The sequence below is a fragment of the Gluconobacter sp. P1D12_c genome (assembly GCF_018812105.1).
Lineage (GTDB): Bacteria > Pseudomonadota > Alphaproteobacteria > Acetobacterales > Acetobacteraceae > Gluconobacter > Gluconobacter oxydans_A.
The window spans coordinates 275,709-302,497 of the sequence record NZ_JACSIQ010000001.1; the positions used below are offsets into that span (position 1 = coordinate 275,709).

Annotated in this window: 23 protein-coding genes; 12 read left to right on the top strand and 11 right to left on the bottom strand. The window is 57.3% G+C overall.

Annotation, left to right across the window (positions count from 1 at the left end):
- Nucleotides 1-5 precede the first annotated feature (5 nt).
- On the bottom strand, nucleotides 6-1,250 hold the full coding sequence (locus KP705_RS01250; RefSeq protein ID WP_086634543.1) for a NupC/NupG family nucleoside CNT transporter: 1,245 nt from the start codon (nucleotides 1,248-1,250) through the stop codon (nucleotides 6-8).
- Nucleotides 1,251-1,339: 89 nt separating this feature from the next.
- Here KP705_RS01250 and KP705_RS01255 point away from each other — a divergent pair, with 89 nt between their 5' ends.
- A complete protein-coding gene (locus tag KP705_RS01255) occupies nucleotides 1,340-1,834 on the top strand; it encodes a glutathione peroxidase (protein ID WP_083956279.1) in 495 nt (164 codons plus the stop codon).
- On the opposite strand, the gene KP705_RS01260 is transcribed toward KP705_RS01255, so the two are convergent.
- Nucleotides 1,775-2,230, bottom strand: coding sequence for a DUF4112 domain-containing protein (locus tag KP705_RS01260; RefSeq protein ID WP_046899672.1), 456 nt, complete (start codon nucleotides 2,228-2,230; stop codon nucleotides 1,775-1,777). The two genes, KP705_RS01255 and KP705_RS01260, sit on opposite strands and share 60 nt — an antisense overlap.
- Nucleotides 2,231-2,335: 105 nt before the next feature.
- Here KP705_RS01260 and KP705_RS01265 point away from each other — a divergent pair, with 105 nt between their 5' ends.
- From KP705_RS01265 to KP705_RS01280, 4 genes are all read left to right on the top strand, one after another.
- The gene (locus KP705_RS01265; RefSeq protein ID WP_046899673.1) at nucleotides 2,336-2,572 is read left to right on the top strand and encodes a hypothetical protein; all 237 of its coding nucleotides are present in this window, start codon (nucleotides 2,336-2,338) and stop codon (nucleotides 2,570-2,572) included.
- 64 nt (nucleotides 2,573-2,636) lie between these two features.
- Nucleotides 2,637-4,193, top strand: coding sequence for a murein biosynthesis integral membrane protein MurJ (murJ, locus tag KP705_RS01270; RefSeq protein ID WP_046899674.1), 1,557 nt, complete (start codon nucleotides 2,637-2,639; stop codon nucleotides 4,191-4,193).
- A gap of 98 nt (nucleotides 4,194-4,291) precedes the next feature.
- Complete coding sequence (mutS, locus tag KP705_RS01275; RefSeq protein ID WP_215763864.1) at nucleotides 4,292-6,922, top strand: DNA mismatch repair protein MutS; 2,631 nt, start codon at nucleotides 4,292-4,294, stop codon at nucleotides 6,920-6,922.
- Nucleotides 6,919-9,768 (top strand): [protein-PII] uridylyltransferase, encoded by a 2,850-nt coding sequence (locus tag KP705_RS01280; protein ID WP_046899676.1) that lies wholly within the window; start codon nucleotides 6,919-6,921, stop codon nucleotides 9,766-9,768. Before mutS ends, KP705_RS01280 begins: the two co-directional genes overlap by 4 nt.
- Here the strand turns inward: KP705_RS01280 and KP705_RS01285 are convergent.
- The gene (locus tag KP705_RS01285; RefSeq protein ID WP_046899677.1) at nucleotides 9,737-11,425 is read right to left on the bottom strand and encodes a tetratricopeptide repeat protein; all 1,689 of its coding nucleotides are present in this window, start codon (nucleotides 11,423-11,425) and stop codon (nucleotides 9,737-9,739) included. The two genes, KP705_RS01280 and KP705_RS01285, sit on opposite strands and share 32 nt — an antisense overlap.
- A 152-nt stretch (nucleotides 11,426-11,577) precedes the next feature.
- On the opposite strand from KP705_RS01285, the gene KP705_RS01290 reads away from it, so the two are divergent.
- The 6 genes from KP705_RS01290 to KP705_RS01315 all read left to right on the top strand — a co-directional run bounded on the left by KP705_RS01290 (nucleotide 11,578) and on the right by KP705_RS01315 (nucleotide 17,948).
- A complete protein-coding gene (locus KP705_RS01290) occupies nucleotides 11,578-11,916 on the top strand; it encodes a hypothetical protein (RefSeq protein ID WP_235271703.1) in 339 nt (112 codons plus the stop codon).
- A 37-nt stretch (nucleotides 11,917-11,953) separates the two neighbouring features.
- Nucleotides 11,954-12,958, top strand: a complete 1,005-nt coding sequence (locus KP705_RS01295) for a major royal jelly family protein (protein WP_252348159.1) — start codon at nucleotides 11,954-11,956, stop codon at nucleotides 12,956-12,958.
- Nucleotides 12,959-12,980: 22 nt separating this feature from the next.
- Nucleotides 12,981-14,381: a threonine synthase gene (gene thrC / locus KP705_RS01300; protein WP_046899678.1), complete on the top strand. Its 1,401-nt coding sequence runs from the start codon at nucleotides 12,981-12,983 to the stop codon at nucleotides 14,379-14,381.
- Between the two features lie 68 nt (nucleotides 14,382-14,449).
- On the top strand, nucleotides 14,450-15,715 hold the full coding sequence (locus KP705_RS01305; protein ID WP_046899679.1) for a pitrilysin family protein: 1,266 nt from the start codon (nucleotides 14,450-14,452) through the stop codon (nucleotides 15,713-15,715).
- Nucleotides 15,712-17,043 carry a TldD/PmbA family protein gene (locus KP705_RS01310; protein ID WP_046899680.1) on the top strand — a complete coding sequence of 444 codons (1,332 nt, stop codon included), beginning with the start codon at nucleotides 15,712-15,714 and terminating at the stop codon, nucleotides 17,041-17,043. Before KP705_RS01305 ends, KP705_RS01310 begins: the two co-directional genes overlap by 4 nt.
- Entirely contained in the window at nucleotides 17,043-17,948 is a 906-nt protein-coding gene (locus tag KP705_RS01315; protein WP_046899681.1) for a TIM44-like domain-containing protein, read from the top strand. The genes KP705_RS01310 and KP705_RS01315 overlap by 1 nt, the downstream gene beginning before the upstream one ends.
- A gap of 126 nt (nucleotides 17,949-18,074) precedes the next feature.
- Here KP705_RS01315 and KP705_RS01320 read toward each other — a convergent pair whose 3' ends face one another.
- The 3 genes from KP705_RS01320 to KP705_RS01330 all read right to left on the bottom strand — a co-directional run bounded on the left by KP705_RS01320 (nucleotide 18,075) and on the right by KP705_RS01330 (nucleotide 20,958).
- A complete protein-coding gene (locus KP705_RS01320; RefSeq protein ID WP_046899682.1) occupies nucleotides 18,075-19,022 on the bottom strand; it encodes a heme o synthase in 948 nt (315 codons plus the stop codon).
- Nucleotides 19,019-20,194, bottom strand: coding sequence for a cbb3-type cytochrome c oxidase subunit I (locus KP705_RS01325; RefSeq protein ID WP_215763865.1), 1,176 nt, complete (start codon nucleotides 20,192-20,194; stop codon nucleotides 19,019-19,021). Before KP705_RS01325 ends, KP705_RS01320 begins: the two co-directional genes overlap by 4 nt.
- An 83-nt stretch (nucleotides 20,195-20,277) precedes the next feature.
- On the bottom strand, nucleotides 20,278-20,958 hold the full coding sequence (locus tag KP705_RS01330) for a class I SAM-dependent methyltransferase (RefSeq protein ID WP_215763866.1): 681 nt from the start codon (nucleotides 20,956-20,958) through the stop codon (nucleotides 20,278-20,280).
- Nucleotides 20,959-21,121: 163 nt separating this feature from the next.
- Between KP705_RS01330 and KP705_RS01335 the strand changes: the two genes are divergently transcribed.
- On the top strand, nucleotides 21,122-21,328 hold the full coding sequence (locus tag KP705_RS01335; protein ID WP_046899685.1) for a hypothetical protein: 207 nt from the start codon (nucleotides 21,122-21,124) through the stop codon (nucleotides 21,326-21,328).
- A gap of 36 nt (nucleotides 21,329-21,364) precedes the next feature.
- Here KP705_RS01335 and gshB read toward each other — a convergent pair whose 3' ends face one another.
- The 5 genes from gshB to uvrB all read right to left on the bottom strand — a co-directional run bounded on the left by gshB (nucleotide 21,365) and on the right by uvrB (nucleotide 26,504).
- Nucleotides 21,365-22,342 carry a glutathione synthase gene (gene gshB, locus KP705_RS01340; protein ID WP_064273979.1) on the bottom strand — a complete coding sequence of 326 codons (978 nt, stop codon included), beginning with the start codon at nucleotides 22,340-22,342 and terminating at the stop codon, nucleotides 21,365-21,367.
- Between the two features lie 83 nt (nucleotides 22,343-22,425).
- Nucleotides 22,426-22,839 (bottom strand): NUDIX domain-containing protein, encoded by a 414-nt coding sequence (locus KP705_RS01345; protein WP_215763867.1) that lies wholly within the window; start codon nucleotides 22,837-22,839, stop codon nucleotides 22,426-22,428.
- 11 nt (nucleotides 22,840-22,850) lie between these two features.
- Nucleotides 22,851-23,351 carry a transcription elongation factor GreB gene (greB, locus tag KP705_RS01350; protein ID WP_215763868.1) on the bottom strand — a complete coding sequence of 167 codons (501 nt, stop codon included), beginning with the start codon at nucleotides 23,349-23,351 and terminating at the stop codon, nucleotides 22,851-22,853.
- A complete protein-coding gene (locus KP705_RS01355) occupies nucleotides 23,351-24,232 on the bottom strand; it encodes an aldose 1-epimerase (RefSeq protein WP_215763869.1) in 882 nt (293 codons plus the stop codon). The genes greB and KP705_RS01355 overlap by 1 nt, the downstream gene beginning before the upstream one ends.
- A 64-nt stretch (nucleotides 24,233-24,296) precedes the next feature.
- A complete protein-coding gene (gene uvrB / locus KP705_RS01360; RefSeq protein ID WP_305798433.1) occupies nucleotides 24,297-26,504 on the bottom strand; it encodes an excinuclease ABC subunit UvrB in 2,208 nt (735 codons plus the stop codon).
- Nucleotides 26,505-26,789: the final 285 nt, after the last annotated feature.

The following is a 26,789-nucleotide window of genomic DNA, read 5'->3' on the forward strand; positions in this document are numbered from 1 at the left end:
GTCTTTCAGACGAACAGCCCGGCGATCACGGCGCTCATGGCATTGGAAAGTGTACCGGCCACCACGGCGCGAACTGCCAGCTTCGATACATCCGTCCGCCTGCGCGGCTCCGCACTGCCAAACGCACCAATCAAAATGCCAATGGTAGAAATATTCGCAAATCCACACAGTGCGAAAGACAGGATCGTAATGGTTCTATGCGAAAGGACATGCGCATGAATCATGGGAGAAAGATTTACGTAGGCGACGAACTCGTTGAATGCGATTTTCTGACCGAGCAATCCACCTGCCACTACGCACTCAGACCACGGCACGCCCATGAGCCAAGCAAAAGGCGCAAAAACGTAACCGAGGATTTGCGCGAGAGATAGCCCGACCATCGCCAGAAGACCATCTGTCAGGGCAATAATGCCAACAAAGGCAATCAGAACTGCCCCGACTGCAACCGCGATTTTGGCACCATTCATGGCACCTTCGGCCAAGGCCTCAAACATGCTGTGATGGCCATGATCCGCCCCAGCAATCTCTGTGCTGACATGCCTCGGGCCGGGGAACAGAACACGTGAAAACAGCAGGCCACCCGGAATAGCCATTGCAGACGCAGCGAGCAGGTTCTCCATCGGAACCCCTAGCGACGCATAACCTGCCAGAACCGAGCCTGCGATGGATGACGTCCCGCTGCACAGAACAGTCGCCAATTCTCCAATAGAGAGCCCGGCCAAACAGGTCTGAAGGGCAATCGGCATTTCACTCTGGCCAAGGAAAATGGTCAGAACGGCTGAAAAGGATTCCAGCTGCGTGGTGCCGAGAATTTTCGCGAGAGCGCCACCGATGATGCGCGACAGGAACTGAAGCACACCCCAGTGCTGCATCAGCCCCAGAAGCGCCGCGACATACACGATTTCAGGCAGAACCTTGAGGGCGAAGATAAATCCTCCGTCCCCGAAAACCGTGTCCATTTTCGGCCCTACAAGACCACCGAAAAGGAAGGCACTTCCCTGATCCCCGTAAGACAGGACCTTCGTCACGGCCCCGGAAATCATGTGGAGCCCATGTGCCCCGGCGGGAATCCAGAGAATTACGGCTGCAATAGCCACCTGAAGGGCTAAGGCACGCGCAACCAGTTTCCAGTCGATCGCCCGCCAGTTCGTGGAAAATAACGCGCCAAGACAGAGAAGACCGGCCATACCGATCAGGACGCGCAGGATCACGAAGGCAAGCTCCCTTTCAAAAACAGAACGGTTGCACAACCTGTCTGCATGACAGCGCCATGTCCAGCCCTGCTCTCGCCTCTTTAGCAGTATGATATTACAGTAGATGAAAATGAGGGGGAGAAACCATGACCTGCGCCTATGATTTCCACCTGCCCGGGCTGTCTGGGGAAACAATTGATCTTTCCCAGTTCCGTGGTCGGCCACTCCTGATCGTCAACACAGCCTCGAAATGCGGCTTTACCCCCCAGTATGAAGGCTTGCAGCATCTGTGGTCCCTCTACGGGCGCGATTACCCGGATGGGATGACGGTTCTCGGCGTACCTTCGAATGATTTTGGCGAGCAGGAGCCGGGCTCGGCAGAAGAGATCAAGACATTCTGCCACCGCAATTACGGGGTCTCATTCCCTATGGCGGCCAGAGCCCATGTCAAAGGGCCAGATGCCATCCCGCTCTTCAAATGGTTGGGTAAAGAGGGCGGATTTTTATCTCGCCCCCGCTGGAATTTTTATAAGTACCTCGTGAACCGCGAAGGACATCTCGTGCGGTGGTTCACACCGCTCTCAAAACCGACGCCCGGACGGGTAGAAGAGGCCGTCCGCCGGATTCTTCTCGATCACTGAATTATATGGTGCCCCGGTTTCTGGCCGGGCCAGCGCCTCTTCAATCAGGCGGACATTGCGCATGTCGGCCTTGAACACGGTATCGAACAGGTCCCCCATTAGCGGAACAACACCAACTACCGCTTCGATGCCCACATTAAGCAGCATCTTGCGAACAGTTGCTGCCCCCACGCCCATCCGGTGGCCTTCCCAGACAATATAGAGGGACAGGAGCGTTCCAAGAGCCAGCCCTCCTCCGGGAATGAGCCCCAAGACCGTATCAACACCCGCTCTCAACCGAAGCCCGGGGATTCGGACAGCCGAGTTCAGAACCCAGGCCAGACGTTTGAGCCGCTCCAGCCTTCGTAAGAGTTCTGCGGTGTCTGACGGAGATGAGGAAAATGCGGTTTTGACCATGATACAAAATAACACGCAGACGGGATCGAGAGTTTCCTCTTTTTCCTTGACGCAGCGTATCAAAAAACGCGAGCCTCATGACAGGAATATGACAGGAGACTTCTCATGACAGCGTCTCTCCTTCGGCCCATTCTGCCGCTTCTGGTCGTTGCTGCCCTTGGCGCCTTCACGCCTTCTGTCGCACATCACGTCACGAGCTTTCTGGGCCTGCCCGGCATCTTCTGGGCAAGCGTCATGCTGACGCTGGAAATCGTTCTGCTTTGTATCGGCCTGGCTGCCGTTCGCCCTTCCATGACGCGTCCATCGGAAAAACTTTACGCTCGCGAGACTGTTCTTCGCTAAAAATCGTTCCTTCTGGCTTCAGGAGGATATGTTACCTGTCAGCGGGATACGCTAGAGACAGGAAATGCTTCGCAATTTCCTGACAGTTGGCAGCTGGACCATGCTTTCGCGTGTTCTGGGCCTGATTCGTGACCAGCTTCTCGCTGCCTTCCTTGGAGCCGGCCCTGCACAGGACGCCTATCTGGTGTCCCTGCGCCTGCCGAACATGTTCCGGCGACTGTTCGGAGAAGGCGCGTTCAACGCAGCCTTCGTGCCGATGTTCACCGCCAAGTATGAGACTGAGGGACGCACCGCAGCCCTGCGTTTTGCGGGGCAGGCCCTGTCCGCTCTGGTGGCATGGCTGGTGATCCTGACGATCATCTGTGAACTGTGCATGCCCCTCATCATTTCGATTCTTGCCCCCGGTTTTCAGGGCGAGCGTTTTGAGATGGCCCTGACGCTGACACAGATCACTTTCCCCTACATGGTCATGATCTGTGCGGCGGCTCTGGTTTCCGGTGTGCTGAATGGTCTGGGAAAATTCAGCGCTGCATCCGCCGCCTATCTGAGTTTCAACGTCATCGGCATCGCAGCGATCTTTCTGGGGGCCTATGTCTGGCACAGTGTTGCGCTGACCAGTGCATGGGGTGTCGTTATTTCGGGCATCGTTCAGCTGGGTGCTCTGTACTGGGCCGCTCATCGGGCCGGTGTCGCGCCGCATCTCGTCCGCCCCAGCTTTTCAAAAGACATCCGTGGTCTGATGCGCCGGATGGGACCGGGCCTCGTCGGATCGGGTGTCACACAGATGAACCTGATGGTGGACACGATCATCGCCACCAGACTTCCCGTTGGCTCCCCGTCGATTCTGTACTTCGCAGACCGGATCAACCAGCTCCCTCTTGGCGTTCTTGGTGCGGCGGCGGGTACAACCCTCTTGCCGCTTCTCACGCGACACGTGGCCAACAACGACCGCGCTTCCGTACATGCCAGCCTGAACCGGGCCCTCGATTACGCCCTGCTTTTGACGCTTCCCGCAACGATGGGCCTGATTGCACTGGCTCCCTCGATCATGGCTGGCCTGTTCAGCTACGGTCACTTTACGGTCGCAGATGCACTGAAGTCCGCCCAGTCCCTGCGGGCCTACGCCCTTGGGCTTCCAGCATTTGTACTCATCAAGGTCTTTTCGCCCGGCTTTTTCGCGGAAGGGGATACCAGCACTCCGGTCCGGATTGGTTTCTTTACCCTTGGATTAAATCTGGCGCTCAATCTGTTGCTCTACAAGCCACTGGCTCATGTAGGTCCTCCGTTAGCCAGCACGATTGCGGCGGTCGTGAACGTCGCCATTTTGGCCGTGCTGCTGCATCGCCGTGGCATTTTCCAGCCTGACCCACGGCTGAAAAGCCGCTCAGCCCGGATAATTGGCGCCTCTCTCATGATGGCCCTCTGGGTTGCCGCAGCACAGAAGTTCGCCGCTCCCGACCTGCCGAACTGGCACGGAATCTGGCGCCTTGGCATGCTGGGCGCACTGATCGTGTTCGGAGGCGTGGTCTACGCCATTTCTCTCGACGCCCTGAAGGTTCTGAAACTCAGTGAGGTGCTCGCAGCGTTGCAAACGCGCATCGCCAGAAGACGCACACGCTAAGACACTAATCCTGCCGGTTCACACACCGGCGGGGACACGGTAGTTTCCCCTCCCCTCCTCATATCTCACCACCGGAGACCGGACCCATCGGCACGTTCATGCCCCTGCCTTCTGCCGCCAATGCTACGCCTTCCATGGCGCAATGGTTCGCGCTCAAGCATCAGGAGCCAGATGCTCTTCTGTTTTTCCGAATGGGTGATTTCTACGAGCTATTCTTCGCAGATGCCCAGGCCGCCGCGATGGCACTCGATATCGCACTGACAGCACGGGGCAATCATAACGGCGAGCCGATTCCCATGTGCGGCGTTCCGGTTGCCGCGGCACCGGCCTATCTGTCTCGTCTGATCCGCCGAGGCTTTCGCGTCGCCGTTGCTGAGCAAACGCAGGCCCCTCAGAAAGGCCAGAAAGGCCCGCTTCCCCGTGCGATCGTCCGTGTCGTCACTCCGGGCACTCTGACGGAAGACGAACTGCTCGAAGCTGGCCGCGCCAATCTGCTTCTGGCTATTGCCCGCTCCGGAGACCGCCGCTCCAAAATGATTGGCGCAGCCTGGATCGATATTTCTACAGGCGCGTTCGAGACAACGTCCGTGCCTGAAGTCGCCCTTCCAGAGCTGATGGCCCGCCTGGACGCTGCGGAAGTTCTTTCCGATCCAGAGCTCATCCCGGCAGACCACGCCAGCCGGCTTGCACCAGTCGCTGTTCCGCCGTCTCTGGATAGCGCCCGCACTCTGATTTCCCGTGCCTATGGGGTGGCACAGATTGATGCGCTCGGAGACTTCCCGGACGAGCAGGCCATCGCCTGTGCCATGGCCCTTCACTACGTTCAGCGCAGTCAGGCCGGAGCGCTTCCCAGACTCTCGCGCCCGATGCCGCAGGGCATCAGCGGCGTGCTCGGGATCGACCCGGCAACCCGCGCCAGCCTCGATATTCTGCGCACCCGTGATGGGGAGACGAAATACAGCCTGTTCGGTGTGATCTCCCGCACCGTCACAGCAGCAGGCTCCCGCCTGCTCTCTCAGTGGATTTCTTCTCCACTCACTGACGCTATAACCATCACCGAGCGTCAGAACGCATGGCTGTGGCTTCAATCTGTCCCGGGTTTTACAGCCGCATTGGGCGATATTCTTAAACGCACACCCGACCCGGCTCGCGCCCTCGGCCGCCTGTCGGCAGGACGTGGCCAACCGCGCGATCTTGCATCCATTCGCGATACTCTGATTGCCGCTGACGACCTGACGGCTCTTTTCCAGCCGGCCTGTGACAAGAGCACACCGTCTCTGATCCGCACGTTGACGGCTGGCCTTTATGGCCGCGCCGATGCGCTGTTGGTCACGCTGAAAGCTGCGCTTGCGGAAGAATTGCCTGCACGCATCGAGGACGGTGGTTTCATCGCCGTCGGATTTGATGCCGAGCTGGATCGATACCGGACACTCCGGGATGAAAGTCGCCGGATCGTCGCAGCACTTCAGGGGCGCCTCTCCGAAGAGTACGGAATCGGCAATCTCAAGATCCGCCATCATGCCCAGCTGGGTTACGTCATCGAGGTCCCTGTTGCAGCCGGGGCGAAGCTGAAAGAGCGACCTGAGCTTTCTTTCCGACAGGGCACAGCGAGCCTCGCACGCTTCTCCACCGAAGAACTCGCTGCGCTGGACCGCGCCATTCTCGAAGCCGCAGACAAAGCGAGCACGCTTGAGCGCCGCCTTTTCACTGCCCTCTGCACCCGCATCCTCGAAACTCCAGCGCTCGACGAAGTCGCAGAATATCTTGCCCTGACAGACGTCTTACGATCCTGCGCAATTCTGGCAGAAGGAGGCTCGTGGTGCCGTCCAACTGTCACGGACGATACCGATTTCGAGCTTGTCGCTTGCCGACATCCTGTTGTCGAAGCCGCCCTCACAGAAACCGGCAGCGCGGACGCACGCTTTATTCCCAATGACTGCGCTCTTCCCCCAGAACACCGTGCCATGCTCCTCACCGGCCCGAATATGGCGGGTAAATCCACATTCCTCCGCCAGACTGCCCTTGCCGTGATCATGGCGCAGGCCGGGCTGCCGGTTCCGGCGAAACGCGCCCGTATTGGTGTTGTGGACCGGCTATTTTCCCGCGTCGGCGGTGCAGACGATCTGGCGCGTGGCCGCTCCACCTTCATGGTGGAAATGACTGAAACCGCTGCCATTCTCAATCAGGCTGGTCCCAAGTCTCTTGTCGTCGTCGACGAAATCGGGCGCGGGACAGCAACGCTAGACGGCCTCTCTATTGCCTGGGCTACGCTTGAGGCGCTTCACACCCAGCTTGGTTCACGCACGATTTTCGCCACGCATTTCCATGAGCTGGGCGCTCTGACCGAGTTCCTGCCGCGCCTGGCTCCGTACACTATGGCCGTCAAAGAGTGGCGCGGCGAAGTCATTTTCCAGCATGAAGTCCGCCCTGGCTCAGCCCGTAAGAGCTGGGGCCTTCATGTGGCCAAACTGGCCGGGATTCCGCAATCGGTGGTGAACCGTGCTTCCCGGCTTCTCAGCACATTCGAACGTGAACAGGCTGAAGCCCGCTCTTCTCTGCCATTGTTCGAAGCCGTTGCAGACGCATCAGAAGACGCCCCGGAGCCGCAGGTTCTGCACTCTCCGGCCCTCGATGCACTCACGACCATCAACCCTGATGATCTCTCTCCCCGAGAGGCGCTAGCCGCGCTATATGATCTTAAACGCCTCGCTACAGGAGACAGGACTTGAAAAGTGCTGGTTTCTGGGGCGAAAGTCTTCCTTCCCCTTTCGCTGACGATACGGATACGACCCTGTCTGACCGCAAAGCCATGACCCCGTCGCTGCAAACAGCTCTTCAGACTGCCGCCGCACAGGGACTGACGTCCCGAGATGACGTCCTCTCCATCCTTCGTCGTCATCTTGGCAATGGCCATGCAGATATCCGCATCAGGTTCGAAAAGCGCCTGATCTCCGGGATCGATGCGGCACGCGCGCTCGCGGCTCAGGCCGACAGCGTTGTCTGTGCGCTGGCTGATCTTTCTGCCGCCCAGGACAATGCGTCCTCCGAAGAGCCACTCTGTCTGTGTGCCACCGGCGGCTATGGAGCGGGCCTTCTCGCCCCCTTCAGCGATATCGACATCCTGTTTCTCATTCCGGAAGATGCATCTCCGGCCCTGACCACACGCATTGAGTTCATTCTCTATGCCCTCTGGGATCTTGGCCTCCGAGTCGGTCACGCGACGCGTTCCATCAGTGCCTGCATCAAGGACGTGGCCGAAGATCTGACCATCCGCACAGCCCTTCTGGACCTGCGCCCCCTTTATGGTGATCGGACGCTCGCCCGTAATCTCCGTTCTGCCCTCGGTGCAGACCTCCAGAACGACACGCTGTGCGATTTCGTCCGTGGCAAGATTGAAGAACGTGAGCTGCGCCATCGCCGTTTTGGCGACAACCCCTACATGGTTGAGCCGAACATCAAGGAAGGCCGCGGCGGCCTCCGTGATCTTCAAACGCTGAACTGGATGGGCCGTGCCGCTCTTGGCTGCGCCATTACAACCCCAGACCAGAGCACGGCCCCTGCCGAAGCCGTCCCGACACCATCTTTTATTTCCTTTGGCCTCCTGACCAACCGTGAAACCCACCGCGCCCGGCGTGCGTGGGATTTTTTCTGGACTGTCAGGCTGCACCTTCACTACATCACCGGCCGCGCGGAAGAGCGGCTCACCTTTGACGTGCAGCCCGTCATCGGTGGCCGGATGGGCTATGCCACGCACGGACGTCAGCGCGGTGTCGAGCGCTTCATGCGACACTACTTCCTAACGGCACGGGACGTCATGCGCCTGACGCATGTTCTTCAGCCGATCGTGCTGATGCGCCTGCAGGATCAGGCCAGCGACACTCATCCGGAAGCACTTCCGGGGCCAGAAGGCTTCGAGCGTATTGCCGGACGCCTCTGCCCTGTTGATCCCGTCACGTTTGCGAAAAACCCGCGTGACATGTTCCGAATGCTGGACTGCGCGCGCCGGCATGATCTGGAACTGCACCCACTTGCCATTCAGCAGTTGATCCGCAACGAACGGCACGCCGTTGAACTGCGGGATGATCCGGAAACAGCGCAGATCTTTCTTAATCTGCTCTGTGAACCGAGTGCGGATGAGACAAAGACCGTTCCGTTCTGGCTTCCCATTCTGAACGAAACCGGCCTGCTCGGTCGCCTGCTGCCGGACTGGTCACGCGTTGTCGGCCAAATGCAGTTCGACAGCTATCACATCTATACGGTGGACGAGCACATCATCGAAGCCGTCCGTATGATGGGCCAGATCGAAGCGGGTCATATGGCGGATGAGATCCCGCTGGCTTATGGGCTCGCCAAGGATCTGCGCTCACGCCGGGCCCTTTATGTCGCGGTTCTTCTCCATGACATTGCCAAGGGCCGTGGCGGCGATCATTCCGAGCTCGGGGCTGATCTGGCCCTCACCATCTGCCCGCAACTGGGTCTGGATCCTGAAGAGACAGAGACAGTTTCGTGGCTGGTTTTGCATCATCTGCTGCTGTCTCAGACAGCATTCACCCGAGACATTGATGATCCCCGGACGATCCTTGATCTTGCAGACACCATTCAGTCTCCGGAACGCCTGCGCCTTCTCCTCCTCCTGACAATCGCTGACATGCGCGCCGTCAGCCCCAAAGTCTGGAATGCATGGAAAGCCACGCTTCTACGTGAGCTGTTTTCCCGTGTAGCAGAAGTTCTGGAAGGCGGACTGGCCGCAACGGAGCAGGATGGCCGCGTTACGCATGCCCGTGAATTGGCCCGGGATGGTCTGAGTTCGCTACTGCCAGAAAGCAGTATCGAGCATTTTCTGGCTCTCGGATATCCCAGCTACTGGCTCGGTTTCGACACCGATACCCACATGCGCCATGCGCGCATGATCCACGATTCGGACCGATATCGCTCACCGGTCACGGTCGAGGCTTATCCAATCCCGGAACGCGGCGTGACAGAGCTGACCGTGCTTTGTGCTGACCATCCGGGGCTGTTCTCACAGATTGCTGGCGCCCTTGCTGTCGCAGGCGCATCCATCGTGGATGCCCGCATCCACACCCTCAGCGATGGCATGGCTCTGGATACTTTCTGGGTTCAGGACGCTGATGGATGTTCTTTTGAAGATCCTCACCAGCTTGGGCGTCTTAATCATCTGGTCGAGCAGGCCCTGTCTGGTCGCCTTGACCTGAAGAAAGGTATCGCGGAGGCGCGTCATCGCGGAGCTTCCCGCCGGATGCGCGCTATTCACGTTCCACCCCGTGTAGTGATCGATAATACCGCTTCGGACCGGCACACCGTCATCGAGATCAACGGTCGTGACAGATCTGGCCTGCTCCATGACATCACAACGACGCTGAGCGAGCAGTCGCTTCAGATTTCCTCTGCTCACATTACCACCTATGGAATGCGGGCTGTGGACGTTTTCTATGTTCGTGACCTTCTGGGCATGAAGATCACAGATCCCACTCGCCTGGCTCACATACGTGAGACACTCCTTGCTTCCCTGACGCCACAAACCGTCAAGAAAGCTGTTGCTGCACCCACGTCCTGAGGTTTTCGGCCACCTGTTCCACAACGGGTGGCCATGCTTCTGGCAGGAATTCTTCTGGCCTGAACTGCCGAATATTCTGGTACCAGGGAGTTGTTTTCCAGCGCCAGTCACCGCCTCGGCGATTCAACAGCCAAAGCGGGCGCCCCATGGCACCGGCCATGTGTGCAACCGCGGTATCCACACTAATAACAAGCGAGCACCGCCCTACGGCGTCCGTAAGCTCTTCGGGGGTTTCGAGAGAGACCTTTTCCATCCATTCCGGGCAATTTCCCTGTTGAAGGGATACAAAACGAATGCCCTCAACACGTTGCAACGGCTCCAGCCATTCCAGGTTTAGAGAGCGACGCCGATCAAACCTGTAAGACGGATTTCCCGCCCAGCAGAGTCCAACAACCCGCGGCTCCGCAATCGACGCGGACTCCAGATAGGGCGCTGTTCCTCCCTGGCCCGCCAGCCCCAGAACAAATGGTAAGCTCAGAAGACTGATTTCTCCTACGACGGGTCCTTCTGGTTCCAGAATCCGAGCATGGTCCATCGTAGGCATCCGGCTTACTAACGAAGCCACTGGAAAATGCAGTCGGAGAGGTCGTCTGGTGGTGGCTAAAGGCAGAAACCTCAAAAACTGGATGCTATCTCCCAGACCCTGCTCTGCCGTCACGGCAATCGGTAATTCCCCTTCGGAGCCATCCCACGCTGGAGAAGACTGCGGCGTCTTTAGAAGGCGATGTCGACTTTCAAATTCCTGCCAGCCTTCCGAAAACTCACCTTCTCCCAGCAAAATAGTCGCGTGATTGAAGCGAGCCTGGGCTTGCTCGTAATCAGACGTCCGACCAGCGATGACCGAAAAAAGCCGCTTGGCTGTCTCTTCCTCGCCCATCTCCATCAAAACCGTTCCAAGGTTATTAGCAATCCGAGCATCCTCGGGAGCAAAACCCAGTGCTTCTTCCAAGGCTCTGCGTGCTTCCGGCAAATTCCCAAGAGCCATCTGAACCAAACCAAGACTATTCAGGGTTGCTCCGGTTCGGGCTCCCAACTCACATGCCTTTTCCAAAGCTTGTAGGGCTGACTCTAAGAGCCTACTTTCAAAAAAAGCCGCGCCGAGATTTGCCCAGCCACGCCCATCGAACGGCACACGTTTCGTCACCCGGTCAAAATAAAAAAGTGCCTTATCCAGACGCCTATCCTGCAGATGGATTTCACCAAGCCTTGTGAGATATTCGACATCGTCCCGCGCAAGGGCACACGCTTCCTCCAGAGCTTCACAGGCCGCGTTACGCTGCCCCAGCAGCAAAAAGACTTCAGCACTCGCGGCATGGGCGCGCGGGTCAGCTGGCTGCAATGTTCGCGCTACGGAGAGAGCCGCACGTGCGGGTTCAAAGTGGCCCTCTGCAGCGAGTGCCAACCCCAATGTGATATGAACACGCGCTGATCTTGAAGCCAGAAGGCCACCAGACTGCAAAGCCCGCCCCGCCATCGCAATAGCTGTCGCATTCTGCCCGCGAGCACGAGCCAGACAGGCCATGCCGTGCCACGCATCAGGTTGCGCAGGGTCATGAGCCAGGATGTCACGAAAGGATTTTTCAGCGCTCGCGAGGTCGCCTCTGGCGAAGCAGTCAAAAGCAAAACGCGTTGGATCTGGCTTGTAGTGACCTGTCATCCGTCAGTGATGCGGCCAAATGCCCTGAAAATCCATTCCTTCGAGAAGATTTCGGCAAGACGCCCCAAAGAAACACCATGAGACGTTAACGAAATTTTCAGACTCTGGGCGTCATAACGTCTTGTAACAAGACTAGCCAGAGGCGTCTGACCATGCATCTTGAACAACGGACAGGCAGCGTTCCGGGCCTGGTTTATGCAACTGTGCGCCAAGGTATGACCACGCGCACGTTCCCTATTGAAATCAGACAGACTGCATCCGGTCATTACATTGCCAGGATGCCAGACCAACGCTGGTCCATTGAGTGTATGACTGTAGATGCGGCGTTGCTTATGCACGCAGCCGTGCTTTTCCCGGTTGAGCATGAACACGCCCCCTGGCTGTCCAACCCACGACCGGCACTGTCGCCCGTGCAACGTCATGCAGCCCGCATTCTTTCTTCAAAAACCCGAGAAGAAAAAACGGGGCGAGAAGCCACGCTGGATTATTAGTCCTGTTTGAGACTTGCCAAATTTTCTGGACGGGCCGATGTCTGGAAATATGAAAAGCCGGTTTTTATATTCCGTCGCGGGCGCCCTTCTGGGCGCTGCTGGTCTGTTCTCTTCACCTGCCTATGCAGACCATCCGTGGAAAGATGCTCCGCAGTCAGCACAGATTGTTGCTGATGCTGCGCTTGATCGTGTTCAGCTTGGCTCCCTGCTTCCACATGGCGCAGACACTTTCCTGGCTTTGAGTGAAGAGGGTCGCCCTGTTTTACTCGATTCCCAAAATCACACTCATCCGTTTCCGATTGATGCCGCTGAGCAGGGACAAATCCCACCCCTCGCATTTCTGACGCAGGCAGGATCGGATTACTGGGGCCTGGCAGTGTCGCCTCAGGCTCAGCTTGTTCATCTCTCTGTGGATGGAAAGCTCCTTGGAGAGGTGCCATTCGTCGGTGGAACGCTGAAAGGCAGCAATCTCACGGCACTTCAGGTCCATGGCAGCTTTGCCTATGTGACGGACGAAGGAAAACCGGCCCTGGTTGTCGTCTCCCTGAAGGACGGTAAAGCACAGCGCTTTCTGCCGTACGATCCATCCGTCACAGGACGCAGACCGTTCACGCGCAACGCACAAATTACCAACGGGCCAGACGGGCACCCTCTGACTGGCGGAAATGTTAGGTTTCTGGCGCTCGACGCAAAGGGACAATGGCTGTTTTACATGCCCGCCTGCGGCCCCCTGTATCGGATTGACGCTTCTCTCCTGACAGATCCGGCTTTCACGCCTGTTGAGCAGCTTGATGGCATCGTGGAATGGCGCGATACGCCGAGCCTCGGCGGCATCACCCTAAGCCCTGAAAACGTCTTCTACATGTCTGACCTTACGGATGGCGCCCTCCTTCAGTTCGGCAGCGAACGCAATCCTCTGATCCTCATCCGGGATACTCGCCTTCTCGAGGCTGGAGCACTGGCGGTTTCTGACAGTCATCAGGTTGCCGTTCTGACATTAGAAGATGGAAAACCGCACATTCTTCGCATCGCCTTGCCATAGAAGGTCATGATATAAACTTCCCATGCGCTACCGATCTACTCGCGGCGACCTGACCGCCGACGCACCCAACTTCTCCGACATCCTCCTTGCCGGCCTTGCTGGAGACGGTGGTCTCTACATGCCGGAGAGCTGGCCAAAAATCAGCGCCCAGACGTTCCGTGAATGGCGCACGCTCTCCTACGCGGACCTGACTGCCGAAGTCATTTCCCTGTTTTCCGAAGGCGCCATTGACCGCGATACTCTTCGCGACATGGCCCGGGATGCCTATGCGGGCTTTGATCACGCCGCCGTCGCGCCACTTTGCGAAGTGGAGCAGGACCTTTTCTCACTTGAACTGTTCCATGGTCCTACGCTCGCCTTCAAAGATATGGCGATGCAGATGCTCGGCCGCCTGTTCGATCATGTCCTGACGCAGCGGAACCAGAAAGTTACGATCGTCGGTGCAACATCCGGTGACACCGGCTCGGCTGCCATCGAAGCCTGCCGTGGCCGCGAGCGCCTGTCTGTCGTCATTCTTCACCCAAAAGGCCGGACGTCAGAAGTTCAGCGCCGCCAGATGACGACGGTTCCGGACGACAATATCCTGAACATTGCTGTCGAGGGTGACTTCGATACCTGTCAGGACATGGTAAAGGCCCTCTTCGCAGACACGACGTTCCGCGACGAAGTCTCTCTTTCCGCCGTCAACTCCATCAACTGGGCTCGTATCGCCGCCCAGATCCCGTATTACGTCCGGGCAGCACTGACATTGGGCGCACCGGACCGCGAAGTGTCTTTCTCCGTTCCGACCGGCAATTTCGGCAATGTGCTGGCAGCCTGGGCCGCACGCCAGATGGGCCTCCCCATCCGTCGCCTGTGCATTGGGTCGAACCGCAATGACATTCTCACGCGCTTCCTGATTGAAAACGATATGAGCGTCCGTACGGTGGAGCCAAGCCTCTCGCCGTCCATGGACATTCAGGTCTCGTCCAATTTCGAACGTCTGCTGTTCGAACTTCTGGACCGCAACCCGACGCGTTGCGCTGCGATCATGAAAGAATTCCGTGAAACTGGCCGAATGGCCGTACCACACGATGCGTGGACGCGCATGAAAGACGTCTTTGACGGCATGACGCTCAGTGATGAGCAGACCAGCGAAGCCATGCGTCACTTCTACAGCGAAAGCCTCTATCTGGCGGATCCCCATACGGCGATCGGCCTGGCGGTTGGCAAGCACTTTCAGGAGCCGGGCATTCCGATGGTCGCTGCAGCCACTGCGCATCCTGCCAAATTCCCGGATGCTGTTTTCGCGGCGACCGGGATCAAGGCTGCTCTGCCGCCTCACCTCGCTGATCTTTTCGAGCGCCCAGAGCGCTATGACACCATGAGCAGTCAGCTCGCCGGTATTCAGGATGCGGTTCGCACCCATATCCGCCGCCACTGACAGGCTTGTTCCTTCCTACAGGCTCCCCATCTCAGGGAGCCTGTCTTTTTATGATTTTACGGAAACTCATGCCCGATACGATTGAAGTCACCACGCTCGACAACGGTCTGACCATCATCACGGAACGCATGGAACGCGTTGAGACCGTATCCTTCGGCGCCTATGTTTCGATCGGCACACGCGACGAAACTGCCGAAAACAACGGCGTCTCCCACTTTCTAGAGCATATGGCCTTCAAAGGCACAGAAAGACGGTCCGCAGCCCGTATTGCCGAAGAAATCGAGAATGTCGGTGGTCATATCAATGCTTACACTGCGCGAGAAACAACCGCGTATTACGTCAAGCTCCTCAAGGAGGATCTGACGCTTGGTGTAGACATTATCGGGGACATTCTTACGCACAGCACGTTTCTGGATGCTGAAATCGAGCGTGAGCGTGGTGTCATCCTTCAAGAGATCGGTCAGGCCAACGATACACCAGATGACATCATTTTCGATCACTTCCAGGAATGCGCCTTTCCGGCCCAACCTATGGGCCGCCCGACGCTAGGAACGGAAGAGCTCGTTTCAGATATGACGCGTGAGACGCTGATGGGCTACATGCGTGAACATTACACCACGCATAACATCACGATCGCCGCAGCCGGCAACCTGCATCACCAGCAGGTCGTGGATCTCGTGAAAGAGCACTTCGCCGACCTTCCCACTCATCAGACTCTAACGCCCCGCAATGCGGACTATGCCGGGGGTGACATCCGCACCACGCGTGAGCTGGACCAGGCCCATCTGGTGATGGGCTTCCCGTCTGTCAGCTATCACCACCCTGATCATTACGCTGTCATGATCCTGTCCACCCTGTTGGGGGGCGGCATGTCTTCGCGGCTCTTTCAGGAAATTCGCGAACGCCGCGGACTGGTTTACAGCGTCTATTCGTTTGCCTCCCCATTCAGCGACAGTGGTCTGTTCGGACTTTATGCGGGAACGGGCGAAGCCGAGGTGGCTGAGCTGGTGCCGGTCATGATTGACGAACTCAAGCGCCTTCAGGACGGCCTGACCCCTGAAGAGCTTTCGCGTGCCCGTGCGCAGCTCAAATCATCCCTGCTGATGTCTCTGGAGAGCACGGGTAGCCGGTGTGAACAGCTGGCACGCCAGATTCAGGTTCATGGCCGCCCTGTTCCTGTCACGGAGACAGTCGGCAAAATTGATGCCGTAACGGAAGCTGACATCCTACGGGTTGCGAAGACCATCTTTGCGGGCACTCCAACTTTTACGGCTATCGGGCCAGTGAAGAATGTGCCTGCCATTGAAGACATCACTGCGAGGCTTGCTGCATGACCACTACGCCCATTGAGGCCCTCCTCGCCGCTGCCAAACGACATGGTGCCGATCACGCCGATGCCGTGTTCATCAGAAATGAATCCGAATCCGCGATGGTTCGGAAAGGCGTCCCTGAAGGCATAGAGCGCTCTGAAAGTGTCGCGCTTGGCCTCCGTGTTTTCCGGGGCCAAAAAGCCGCATCAGTGTCAACCAGCGTTCTGGATGAGGCCGAGTTTGATCGGCTGGCAGAACAGGCCTGTGCCATGGCGCTCGTCGTGCCAGAAGACCGCTTTGGCGGTCTTGCGCCTGACAGCATGGTTGGACATTTTGATGCGTCCGGTCTGGATCTGGAAGACACGGCAGCACCGCACATGGACGCGCTCTTGGCGCGCGCGCGGGAAGCGGAAGACGCTGCCTTGGCTGTATCTGGTGTTACCAACACGAACGGCGCTTCTGCCGGACATGGCCGCACAGTTATTGCGCTTGGCACGTCTGCGGGATTCATGGGGCGTTACAGCCGTACAGGGCACTCCATCAGCGCCAGCGTACTGGCCGGTGATGGCGCGCTGATGCAGCGGGACTATGCTCATCACGGCAGTGTCCATTTGGAAGATCTGGACGCGCCTGCGCTTATCGGCCGTGAGGCAGGAGAACGTGCTGTCTCGCGCGTGAACCCCTCTCGTCCGAAGACTGGCACATACAGCATCATTTATGATCCGCGGGTTTCCTCCAGCCTGTTGGGTCATCTGGCGAGTGCCATTAATGGCGCATCCGTTGCGAGAGGCACGTCATTCCTGAAAGAAGCCATGGGGACGCGTATTCTGTCCGCTGGCCTGACAGTTCGTGACGACCCTCGCCGTATTCGTGGTGCGGGCTCGCGCCCCTTCGACGGTGAAGGCTGCCCTGCGACAGCTCTGGATCTGATTTCGGACGGCGTTCTCACCACATGGCTGCTGGATTCCAGAAGCGCCCGTCAGCTTGACCTGCGGTCCAACGGGCGCGCAAGCAGAGGCGTTTCAGGTCCACCGAGCCCAAGTGTGACAAATCTTCATCTTGAACCAGGTGATCTTTCCGCAGGGGATCTGCGTTCCGATATAAAGGAAGGGATACTGGTCACGGAACTCATGGGATCATCCATCAATATGCTGACGGGTGATTACAGCCGAGGGGCTTCCGGCTTCATGATCCGTAACGGCGAGCTTGCTGAGCCCGTTGCGGAACTCACGATTGCCGGAAATCTTCGGGACATGTTCTCCCGTATGGTTCCAGCCAGCGATCTTTCCTTCCGGAGCAGCGTGAATGCGCCGAGCATCCGGATTGATGGCATGAGCATTGCAGGACTTTGATGCGTAATTTTCGTCTTTTCTCCGTCGCCTGTGCGCTGCTTTGCGTGCTGGGTTCCGCCGATGCCCGTCCGGGTGGCGGTGCCTCTATGGGGAGCCGTGGTTCACGCACCTGGAGTGCGCCTCCACGGACATCCATCACGCCGAGTTGGACACGCCCAATGGACCGGACAATGGCGCCACAGTCCAACTATGGCGCACAGACCGCTCCTCGTCCGATGGCGCCCATGACGCCGGGTTATCGCCCATCCTTTCCAAACCGTCATCCGTTCATGACAGGTTTTGCAGGAGGCCTGCTGGGCGCTGGTCTATTCGGAATGCTGAGTGGGCACGGGTTCTTTGGTGGCATGAACGGCGGCACGTCATTCCTTGGATTTTTGTTCCAGGTATTCGTGATTGGTGCCCTGATAATGTTCGTTCTTCGGCTGTTTAATCGTCGCAAGATGGCAGCAAACGGGATGTCTGGCAGCGCTCCGTTCAATGCAGCTGGAGGAAGCGCTCCCGTCACGTTGAGCAACGACGATTATACCAGCTTCCAGCGCCTCCTTCTTGATATCCAGGCAGCCTGGAGTGCACAGAACACACGTGCGCTTTCCAGCATGACCACACCGGAAATGGCTGGATACTTCAACGAACAGCTTTCTGATCTCGCCAGCCGTGGCGCACGTAACATTGTCTCCAATGTTCAGTTCCAGCGTGGCGATCTGTCTGAAGCCTGGCGTGAACGCAACCTGACCTATGCGACGGTTGCCATGCGTTATTCCATGACGGACGTCACAACCGACTCGTTTGGCAATGTGATTGATGGAAGCTCAACAGAGCCCGTCACCGTTACGGAACTCTGGACGTTTGTCCGCGCAGACGGGCGCGGGAACTGGATCCTTTCAGCCATCCAGCAGGCTGGCTGAAAGCCCGTTCTTAGAAACGGATCAGTGTAATCACATAGAAAATTGCAGCGAGGGTAATGACCCCTCCTGCAATTCCGACGATACGGCTCTGACGCCGTTTCGCTGCGAGATCAGGCATCGTTGTTTTCATGACAGCAGAACCCGATCCACCAGAAGACCACAAAATAGAAAAAACAGATAAGCCAGCGAGTATCGGAAAGCGAAGCGCGCTGGCTTGTCTTTTGTCAGGCTCACGCCCGTTGCATCCTGCTGGTCCATCAGCACACGCACGGCACACAGGATGAAGCCCAGATCCAGCAGGCTTGTCGTCACTGTGTAAAACATTCCGCATTCATGCGCGAAAGATGGCCACAGTGAGACGGCCGTGAGGATGAATGTATAAAGAAGGATCTGCCAGCGTGTGTGACGGGCGCCTTTGACGACCGGCAGCATCGGGATGCCCGCTTTGTCGTAATCCTTGCATGCGTAGAGCGACAAAGACCAGAAATGCGGAGGCGTCCAGAGGAACACAATGGCGAACATAGCAACAGGCAGAACTGCCATGGAATTCATGGTCGCTGCCCAGCCGATCATTGGAGGAAACGCCCCGGCGGCACCCCCGATCACGATGTTCTGCGGCGTACTCCGCTTGAGCCACATCGTGTACACAACGCTGTAGAAAAAGATCGAGAACGCCAGAATACCTGCGGCAAGCACATTTGTGGCAAGCCACAGCACGACAACCGACATTACGGACAGCGCGATACCATAAACCAGCGCACTATCCGCTGGCATTCTGCCATCAGGGATCGGGCGTACATTGGTTCGGCGCATGACTGCGTCGATATCGCGGTCGTACCACATATTGATCGCGCCAGCGGCGCCAGCACCGATACAGATGCACAGGATGGTAATGAGACCGATGGGAATGGACGGCCACTGTGGAGCCACAGCCATGCCCGCAGCGCCCGTAAACACAACAAGAGAAATAACCCGCGGCTTCAGCAGAGCCAGCCAGTCCTTGAGCGACGAGTCTCCTTTATCGCCCAGAACTGAAAAAAGCCCCGAAGGAGCTAGGGGTGTTGCGTCACTCATGCTTTGGCCCGGGCGCGGCCGGTCTCCTTGATCAGGAAAAGTCCGAGTATGCCGAATGTCAGCAGGCTGAGGCCCATCAGGCCTTCTCCGACCACCATCAGCGCTGGCGTCAGAGAGCAAAGAGCACCCACAAAGGTCAGGCCTGCATGCATACGGCTCAATGGAGACGGAATATGATCTGGGAGCACACGCATCATCCAGGCGTAGAAACCACCGCAGAGAGCCATGATGCCACCAAACGCCGCGGCTGAATGATCCGTTCCATGACCCGGCATGAACTCTGCAATCCAACCCGCTGAGAAAAGGATCACGCTACCCAACGCCCAAAGCGTCGTTCCGTCCAGTTCCTGTCGCTGCTTCCAGACGTCAATGCAAAGCGCAGTCACCAGCAGGACTGACGGTACAAGCTGCGTCAACACCACGAGGCTTCCCTGCACTGCCGCAGGCACACCATCGAAGAGGCCGTCCATCCAGAAGAGCGGACCAACGACAGCCATCACGCCAAAAGCATAGGGAGCCAGCTTGTCAGCCAGTCCTGGCTTATTCCGGCTCGACGACAGCAGATAGCAGACCAGCCCCAGAGCTGGCGTAAGCATCAGGGATGTTTCTGGAAGATGAAGCAGACTGACCAGTTCATGAGCAGCATTGGCCGGAGCCCCGTTGATCATCATCCGCGTCGTGATTGCAGCAAGAACAGGCGCAACAATCGTCACACCTGATGCCGTGGTAAGCATGGACCAGGCCAGTGGGGAAAGCTTCCGGAACTGAAGAACACGTCCTTCAAGAAAAGTCGTGATTACATCCAGAGCGACCGCGAAAACCCCGACAGCCCAGAGCGCGAGTGCAATGATTGGCTGGATCGGAAGAAACACAACGCCGGATGACAGAAAACAGAAGCCCGTCAGTGTCAGAGCTGGAAGGGTTGTTCTGTCTGTCCCAAGTTCAGCGGGGAGTAGCCACTGTCCGAATCCACCGAGCGCAGCCGGGCAGATTACAAAGAAAGCCATCAGAATGCCGTGGCAGAAAGCCTGCCCGGCAGTTGGATGAATCTGAAGGAATGGCAGAGCCAACAACCCACCCAGAAGACCAGCAAACAGTGCCAGTAAAATAAAGGATGCGCCGATCCGTCTATTGGAAAGAGCGGGGGTAGAGTCGAAGGCCTGATAAGTCATGATCGCGTAGTCGGTCCCTGCCAAGGAATACCGCAGCGAGCGTCGGAATACTCGGCGCCGGCTTAACCGGAGCCATACGCCGATCAGGCGACCAGGGCTGCGGCGTCGCTTTTACTCTCGCATTGCGGCAATGTCACGAGTGTAAACAGCCCGGCAGGCGGAACGGGCATCATAGTCGCGCGTTTCAGGTCTTCTGGTGGCAGAAGAGACTCGATTGCGAAGTCCGGATGCCAGCCGAGGGAACGCGAGGCACGGGCCATGCCGCGCTCTACCGTCAGCCGCAGGCCACCCGTTGCAAGAAAGTGGTTCACAAACAGGATGTGACCACCCGGACGAACAACGCGCTTCAGTTCGGCAAGAAGACGGTCGGGGTGTGGAACGACGGACGCGACGAACATTGCAACGGCAATATCAAAGCTGTTGTCTTCGAAAGTCGTGGCTTCCGCATCCATTTCCAGCAGATCGTCGACGTTGGTCAGACGGTCCTGAAGAACGCGCTGGCGGGCACGGTCAAGCATGTCTTCCGACAGATCAATGCCAGTAATGCGTTTATCCGGAGAATATGACGGCAGCGCGAGGCCTGTCCCAACGCCAACTTCAAGAACCCGCTCTCCTGGGAGAGCATTTACGGCTTCAACAGCCCTCTTGCGTCCATAGCCGGAGATACCACCAAAAACAGTATCGTAAACTCGCGCCCATCGACGATAGGCCGCCTTGACGGCCTCCGCATCCAGTGCAGAACGCGGGGAGAGGGTTGAAGACATAATATATGCGACCTTCTGTGTCCGCTCCCCATCAAGACTGGAGAGCTTGTCCGGAAACTTCGTTCAGTTGGGTCCTTCTTGCCCTTCCAGACATGCATCTGGCAAGACACGCGTTGCGGATGACGGGCGAGTTACCCCTTTTTCACCGTTTTGGAGGTCCCGGATGCTGAATTTCCTGCTGATCTTGCTCTGCCTCGTTACATGGGGCGGCGTCTATGCGTTTTATTTTCGGCTACAAATTACGGAATGGTGGGATAATCGCTTTGTAAAAGACAAAGCACCGGAAGCACAGGACGAGCCCGTGCCCGAGTTACAGCTTCCCCTCCGCTACGATGCAGCTTCAGCTGAGACAGAAAAAAAAGACGCCTGAGCTCTTACGCCCAAGCGTCTTTCCTTATTCTTTACTTCAAGACGGGTAGCGCCGCTCAATCGCGTCCCAAACCAGCCCGGCACTGTTGATGCCCTCGAACCGGTCCAACTCCTGGAGCCCGGTCGGGGATGTGACATTAATCTCCGTCAGCCAGTCCCCGATCACGTCAATACCAACGAAAATCAGGCCGTGATCTCGAAGGTACGGACCGATCGAATCACAGATCTCCCGATCGCGCTCCGTCAGTTCCACCCGTTCTGCACGCCCGCCAACATGCATGTTTGACCGCGCTTCACCCGTAGCAGGAACGCGGTTAATCGCACCGATTGGCGTACCATCCACGAGAATGATGCGCTTGTCTCCAAGGCGTACAGCGGGCTCATAGCGCTGGATCATCAACGGTTCGTTGGTGCGGGCAAAGTGCATTTCCAGCAGAGCCTTCAGATTTTCATCATCCGGCTTGATACGGAAAATTCCGGCGCCCCCATTGCCGTACAGCGGCTTGACGATGATGTCCTTGTGCTGCTCGCGGAATGCCAGAATATCCCGGCTATCCCATGCGACCAATGTCGGCGGCATAAGGTGCGGGAAATGCGTGACAAGCAGCTTTTCAGGCGCATTTCGGACGGCGACTGGATCGTTCACGACCAATGACAGCCCTTCGCCCACCCCATGAACGTGCTCAAGCATATGAGTCGCGGTGATGTACCCCATGTCAAACGGCGGGTCCTGCCGCATCAAGATCACATCGGTCTCGCCCAGCGGAAGAATTTCTTCTTCACCAAACGTCGCATGATCTCCACGAACACGGCGAACCTCAACCCGGCGCGCGCGCGCCTGAAGGCGGCCGCCCTTGCCCTGACCTTCAATCAGACTAAGCGTGGTTACAGGATAAACCCAGAGCTCGTGTCCACGCGCCTGCGCTTCAAGCATGAGGGCAAAAGTGGAGTCGCCATCGATATTGACCTGTTCTAACGGGTCCATCTGTACGGCGACCCGGAGTGAGCGGGACATGTCGGAAACTCCGGCTAAGGAAAAATAGGATTTTATTCTGTAGCGGCCAGAATGGCTTTTTCAAAGCCACTCACAGCTCGCTCTCAAAAGATGTCGGCCCGGCTACACAAAGCTGCCATAGCCTGCACTGTCGGTGTGGTCAGGGGAGAGGGAAGCTCGCCCAAAGGAAACCAGCCAAAATCACTAAGCTTTTCTGGCTCCATGAGCCTCGGCGTTCCGGTCAGTTTCGTCACCAGATAGACGGGGGCGATCCAATGCGTACCGCTCTCACGATCAGACTGCTCGACCAGACACAGCATGTCCCGAGCCTGGATCGTAATGCCCAGTTCTTCTGCAACTTCCCGTTCGACAGCATGCGAAACAGGCTCAAACAGATCTATTTTGCCGCCTGGCAGTCCCCAGTATCCAGCTTCTGGCGCCTTTTTGCGACGAATCAGCAGAAGCTTTCCATCCACGAGAATGGCAGCGCCACATCCAACACGCGGTTCAGATTGCACGACGCCCTCTTTCAACCCTGTGGCTCAGGATAAGTGATTTTGAGAATCTCGATTTCGACAGGGCCACGGGGCGTCTGCAACATGGCTACATCCCCGACACGGGTTCGCATCAGGGCTCGTGCAATGGGCGAAATGAGACTGACCTCCCCTCGCACCAGATCCGACTCGTCCACACCGAGGATCGTTACGGTGTGTTTGACATCGTCCTCATCGACATAGGTCACGGTCGCGCCAAAAAAGACCCGATCCCGCGTGGTCTGCGCCGCTGGATCAACGATCACGGCATTTTCCAGCCTTTTTCCTAGGAACCTCAGACGCCGGTCGATTTCTCGCAATCGGCGTTTGCCGTACTGATAATCGGCATTCTCAGATCGATCCCCATTGCCTGCGGCCCAGGAGACGATTTCGACAATGCGCGGACGCTCTTTCTGCGCCAGTTCCTTGAGTTCAGTTCGCATCACCTCCGCACCACGCGGGGAGAGATAATGAGAGAGGGGTGTTTTCTCAGACATCAGAGCGCCTGAACCCGAAAGCGCATCCGACCACCAATCCGTGTTTTCGGTTTGAGGAGATGCAGCCCGCTGGCGACAACATCAGTCTGATTAATGGCGTCCGTCATGTTCGTGACGGGTTCCACAGCGACAAACGGGCTATCCGGGGAGGTAAAGACGACCAGATGCTTGAAGATTGGGTCCGCCTCAACCGTCACTGCCAGCCCATCGTCCGGACGCTTCAAAACAACCCGCCCGCCAAAACCTGCAAAGCAGTTATCGATAAAACGATCATGAGCGGGCTTGGGCGTATGAAAAGACCACTCCCCGTCACAGGGAGCACCCTGCACAGGCAAACCATCCGGAGACGTCAGCCAGACCTTTTCAGCGTCAAATGAAAGCGTTGCGTTTTCATCTGCCGCGAGAAATGGATGAAAACCGAACCCGACTGGCTGTTCCACCTCACCCCGATTTTCAATGGCAATCTGCACGTCCAAACCTGCGTCTGTCAGTTGGTAAGACAGGGCAGCCCGATAGGCGAACGGCCACGCCTGATCATTCTCTTGCGGGACGTGATCCAGCGTCAGAACTGCGTGGCTTGCCCCCTGATGAGCAACAGTCCAAGGCTGCCCCCAGGCGTTGCCGTGAATCGTGTGCGGATGATCCGCCATGTTTGGAGCCAGATCATAACTCTGTCCGCCGAACGAAAAGCGGCCATTGGCAATACGATTTGAATACGGAATCAGAGGATACGCACCGACTGCTACTCCGTTCAGTGCGCGCAAAGCGTCATTCGGGGTTGGAAGAAAAATATCTTTTTCGTCCCGTTGCCAGAGGCCGACAGAGCCTCCTGTTTCGGGAAGAATAGTGAGCCGGCTCTTGCCGCAACTCAGTTCAATCATGACAGTCTGCAATCCTGATAATGGCGGTCGGTCATGGGCAACCCGGGGTCCTCATATAGCTGGATCAGCGACGCCCGCCACGTTTGCGGTTGTTGGGGTCATAACCGCCCCCGCCCGGCCCGAGGGGCGTTGGGCTTTTTGGCTTTTTCCCGCCCCCCGGTCGCCCAGCGGTAGACGTTGCCAGCGGCGGTGGCTCCAGGCCCATATCAATAGCCTCCAGACGCCGCACCTCATCACGCAGCCGGGCAGCCTGCTCGAAGTCCAGATTGGCGGCAGCTTCGCGCATCCGCTTTTCCAACTCCTGAATCGTAACAGGAAGAGACTTGCCAACGAATTCTTCCGTGTCGCCGGCGTCGTCAGGCGCAACGGTGACGTAGTCCTGCTCAAAGATAGACGACAGCGCATCACCAATTTTCGAACGCACCGTCATCGGCGTAATCCCATGAGCGTCGTTCCACTCGGTCTGTCTTGCGCGTCGCCGAGCGGTTTCCTCAATCGCGAATTTGAGGCTGTCCGTCATCTTATCCGCATACAGCAGAACTCGACCATCCACGTTACGGGCTGCACGGCCGATTGTCTGGATCAACGACGTCCGGGATCGCAGGAAGCCTTCCTTGTCTGCATCCAGAATGGCGACGAGGGCACATTCCGGAATGTCGAGCCCTTCTCGCAGCAGGTTGATCCCGACCAGAACATCAAAAGCACCCAGACGCAGATCACGAATAATCTCGATCCGCTCCAGCGTATCCACATCAGAATGCAGATAACGCACTTTGATCCCGGCTTCGCCCAGATAATCCGTCAGATCTTCAGCCATCCGCTTGGTCAGCGTTGTGACAAGAATGCGTCCACCCTTGGCAATCGTCTCACGCGCTTCGTGCAGCAGATCATCAACCTGACCTTCCACAGGCTTCACATCCGTGACTGGATCAATCAGACCTGTCGGACGAATGATCTGCTCGGCAAACACACCCCCCGTCTGTTCCATTTCCCACGGACCAGGCGTTGCCGAGACAAAGATACTTTGCGGCCGGAAAGCATTCCACTCACCAAAGGCGAGCGGGCGATTATCAATGCAAGAAGGCAGCCGGAATCCAAAGTCAGACAGCACGGACTTCCGCGCCCTGTCTCCGCGCTCCATGCCGCCAATCTGCGGCACTGTGACGTGGCTCTCATCTACAATCAGAAGAGCATCTTCCGGTAGATATTCGAACAACGTCGGCGGCGGATCACCAGGGCCACGGCCTGAAAGGTAACGGGAATAGTTCTCAATCCCTTTGCACGCCCCCGTCGTTTCGATCATTTCCAGATCAAACGTTGTCCGCTGCGACAGGCGCTCTGCCTCCAGCAACTTCCCTTCTTCGGTAAACTGCGCAAGCCGCTGCCGCAGCTCGTTCTTGATCCCGATCATCGCCTGATTCAGCGTTGGTCGCGGTGTCACATAATGGGAATTTGCGTAAACACTGATCTCAGCCAGATCAGCCGTTTTATTTCCCGTTAAAGGATCAAACTCGGTGATCTGATCAATTTCATCCCCGAACAGAGAGACACGCCAGGCGCGGTCTTCATTCTGCACGGGGAAAATGTCGATCTGTTCGCCACGTACGCGGAATGTCCCGCGCTCGAACCCGGCATCGTTCCGGCGATACTGAAGCTCGACAAGGGCCTTGATGAGCTTCTCGCGATCAATCTCGCCGCCCACCTCAAGCCGGACCACCATTTTCGAGTACGTCTCAACCGAACCGATACCATAAATGCAGGATACAGACGCAACGATGATGACGTCATTCCGCTCCAGCAGAGCCTGCGTTGCCGCATGGCGCATCCGGTCGATCTGTTCGTTGATCTGGCTGTCTTTCTCGATATACGTATCTGACCGTGGAACGTAGGCCTCCGGCTGATAGTAGTCGTAGTACGAGACGAAATATTCGACGGCATTATCGGGAAAAAACTGCCGCATCTCGCCGTAAAGCTGGGCCGCCAGCGTCTTGTTTGGCGCAAGGATCAAGGTAGGCTTTTGTGTCCGCTCAATGACCTTGGCCATGCTGAACGTCTTGCCCGACCCAGTCACACCAAGCAGAACCTGATCCCGCTCTCCGGCCTCTACACCTTGAACAAGTTCCCCGATTGCGGTGGGCTGATCCCCTGCGGGCTCATAGTCAGCCTTGACTACAAACTTCCGCGTTTTTGCCTTGGCAGGCTGCTTTTCAGGGATGAATGCCGTCAGGGGCATTTCGGTCGCATTGCGGAGCGCGGAAGGTTTTTTGGCCATAGGGTCCAAGATGGGAAAGAAACGGGAACATCACAAGAGCGTCTCACCGGGTCTATCGTTTTGTTCTTCGCAAAGAATTCTTGGAAGCCGCTACCAAGCTAATGCTGAACGAGAGGGGATGAACTTTCGTAAGCCTCCCCAAAAGCCTTTAAATTCGCGCCTGTGACAGAATCATGATCCATATCAGCACCTAGCCGCACATGAACGCGAACTCCGGGCCAGACCTGAACATCACGTTCCGTATGCCCATCAGAAAACTGACGCATCAATGGTTCTTGCACAGCA

Bases quoted from the DNA above. Each gene is read 5' to 3' on its own strand.
- KP705_RS01255 (WP_083956279.1), top strand. From the start codon at position 1,340: ATGACCTGCGCCTATGATTTCCACCTGCCCGGGCTGTCTGGGGAAACA.
- KP705_RS01260 (WP_046899672.1), bottom strand. From the start codon at position 2,230: ATGGTCAAAACCGCATTTTCCTCATCTCCGTCAGACACCGCAGAACTC.
- KP705_RS01265 (WP_046899673.1), top strand. From the start codon at position 2,336: ATGACAGCGTCTCTCCTTCGGCCCATTCTGCCGCTTCTGGTCGTTGCT.
- murJ (WP_046899674.1), top strand. From the start codon at position 2,637: ATGCTTCGCAATTTCCTGACAGTTGGCAGCTGGACCATGCTTTCGCGT.
- mutS (WP_215763864.1), top strand. From the start codon at position 4,292: ATGCCCCTGCCTTCTGCCGCCAATGCTACGCCTTCCATGGCGCAATGG.
- KP705_RS01285 (WP_046899677.1), bottom strand. From the start codon at position 11,425: ATGACAGGTCACTACAAGCCAGATCCAACGCGTTTTGCTTTTGACTGC.
- KP705_RS01290 (WP_235271703.1), top strand. From the start codon at position 11,578: ATGCATCTTGAACAACGGACAGGCAGCGTTCCGGGCCTGGTTTATGCA.
- KP705_RS01295 (WP_252348159.1), top strand. From the start codon at position 11,954: ATGTCTGGAAATATGAAAAGCCGGTTTTTATATTCCGTCGCGGGCGCC.
- thrC (WP_046899678.1), top strand. From the start codon at position 12,981: ATGCGCTACCGATCTACTCGCGGCGACCTGACCGCCGACGCACCCAAC.
- KP705_RS01305 (WP_046899679.1), top strand. From the start codon at position 14,450: ATGCCCGATACGATTGAAGTCACCACGCTCGACAACGGTCTGACCATC.
- KP705_RS01310 (WP_046899680.1), top strand. From the start codon at position 15,712: ATGACCACTACGCCCATTGAGGCCCTCCTCGCCGCTGCCAAACGACAT.
- KP705_RS01315 (WP_046899681.1), top strand. From the start codon at position 17,043: ATGCGTAATTTTCGTCTTTTCTCCGTCGCCTGTGCGCTGCTTTGCGTG.
- KP705_RS01320 (WP_046899682.1), bottom strand. From the start codon at position 19,022: ATGAGTGACGCAACACCCCTAGCTCCTTCGGGGCTTTTTTCAGTTCTG.
- KP705_RS01325 (WP_215763865.1), bottom strand. From the start codon at position 20,194: ATGACTTATCAGGCCTTCGACTCTACCCCCGCTCTTTCCAATAGACGG.
- KP705_RS01330 (WP_215763866.1), bottom strand. From the start codon at position 20,958: ATGTCTTCAACCCTCTCCCCGCGTTCTGCACTGGATGCGGAGGCCGTC.
- KP705_RS01335 (WP_046899685.1), top strand. From the start codon at position 21,122: ATGCTGAATTTCCTGCTGATCTTGCTCTGCCTCGTTACATGGGGCGGC.
- gshB (WP_064273979.1), bottom strand. From the start codon at position 22,342: ATGTCCCGCTCACTCCGGGTCGCCGTACAGATGGACCCGTTAGAACAG.
- greB (WP_215763868.1), bottom strand. From the start codon at position 23,351: ATGTCTGAGAAAACACCCCTCTCTCATTATCTCTCCCCGCGTGGTGCG.
- KP705_RS01355 (WP_215763869.1), bottom strand. From the start codon at position 24,232: ATGATTGAACTGAGTTGCGGCAAGAGCCGGCTCACTATTCTTCCCGAA.
- uvrB (WP_305798433.1), bottom strand. From the start codon at position 26,504: ATGGCCAAAAAACCTTCCGCGCTCCGCAATGCGACCGAAATGCCCCTG.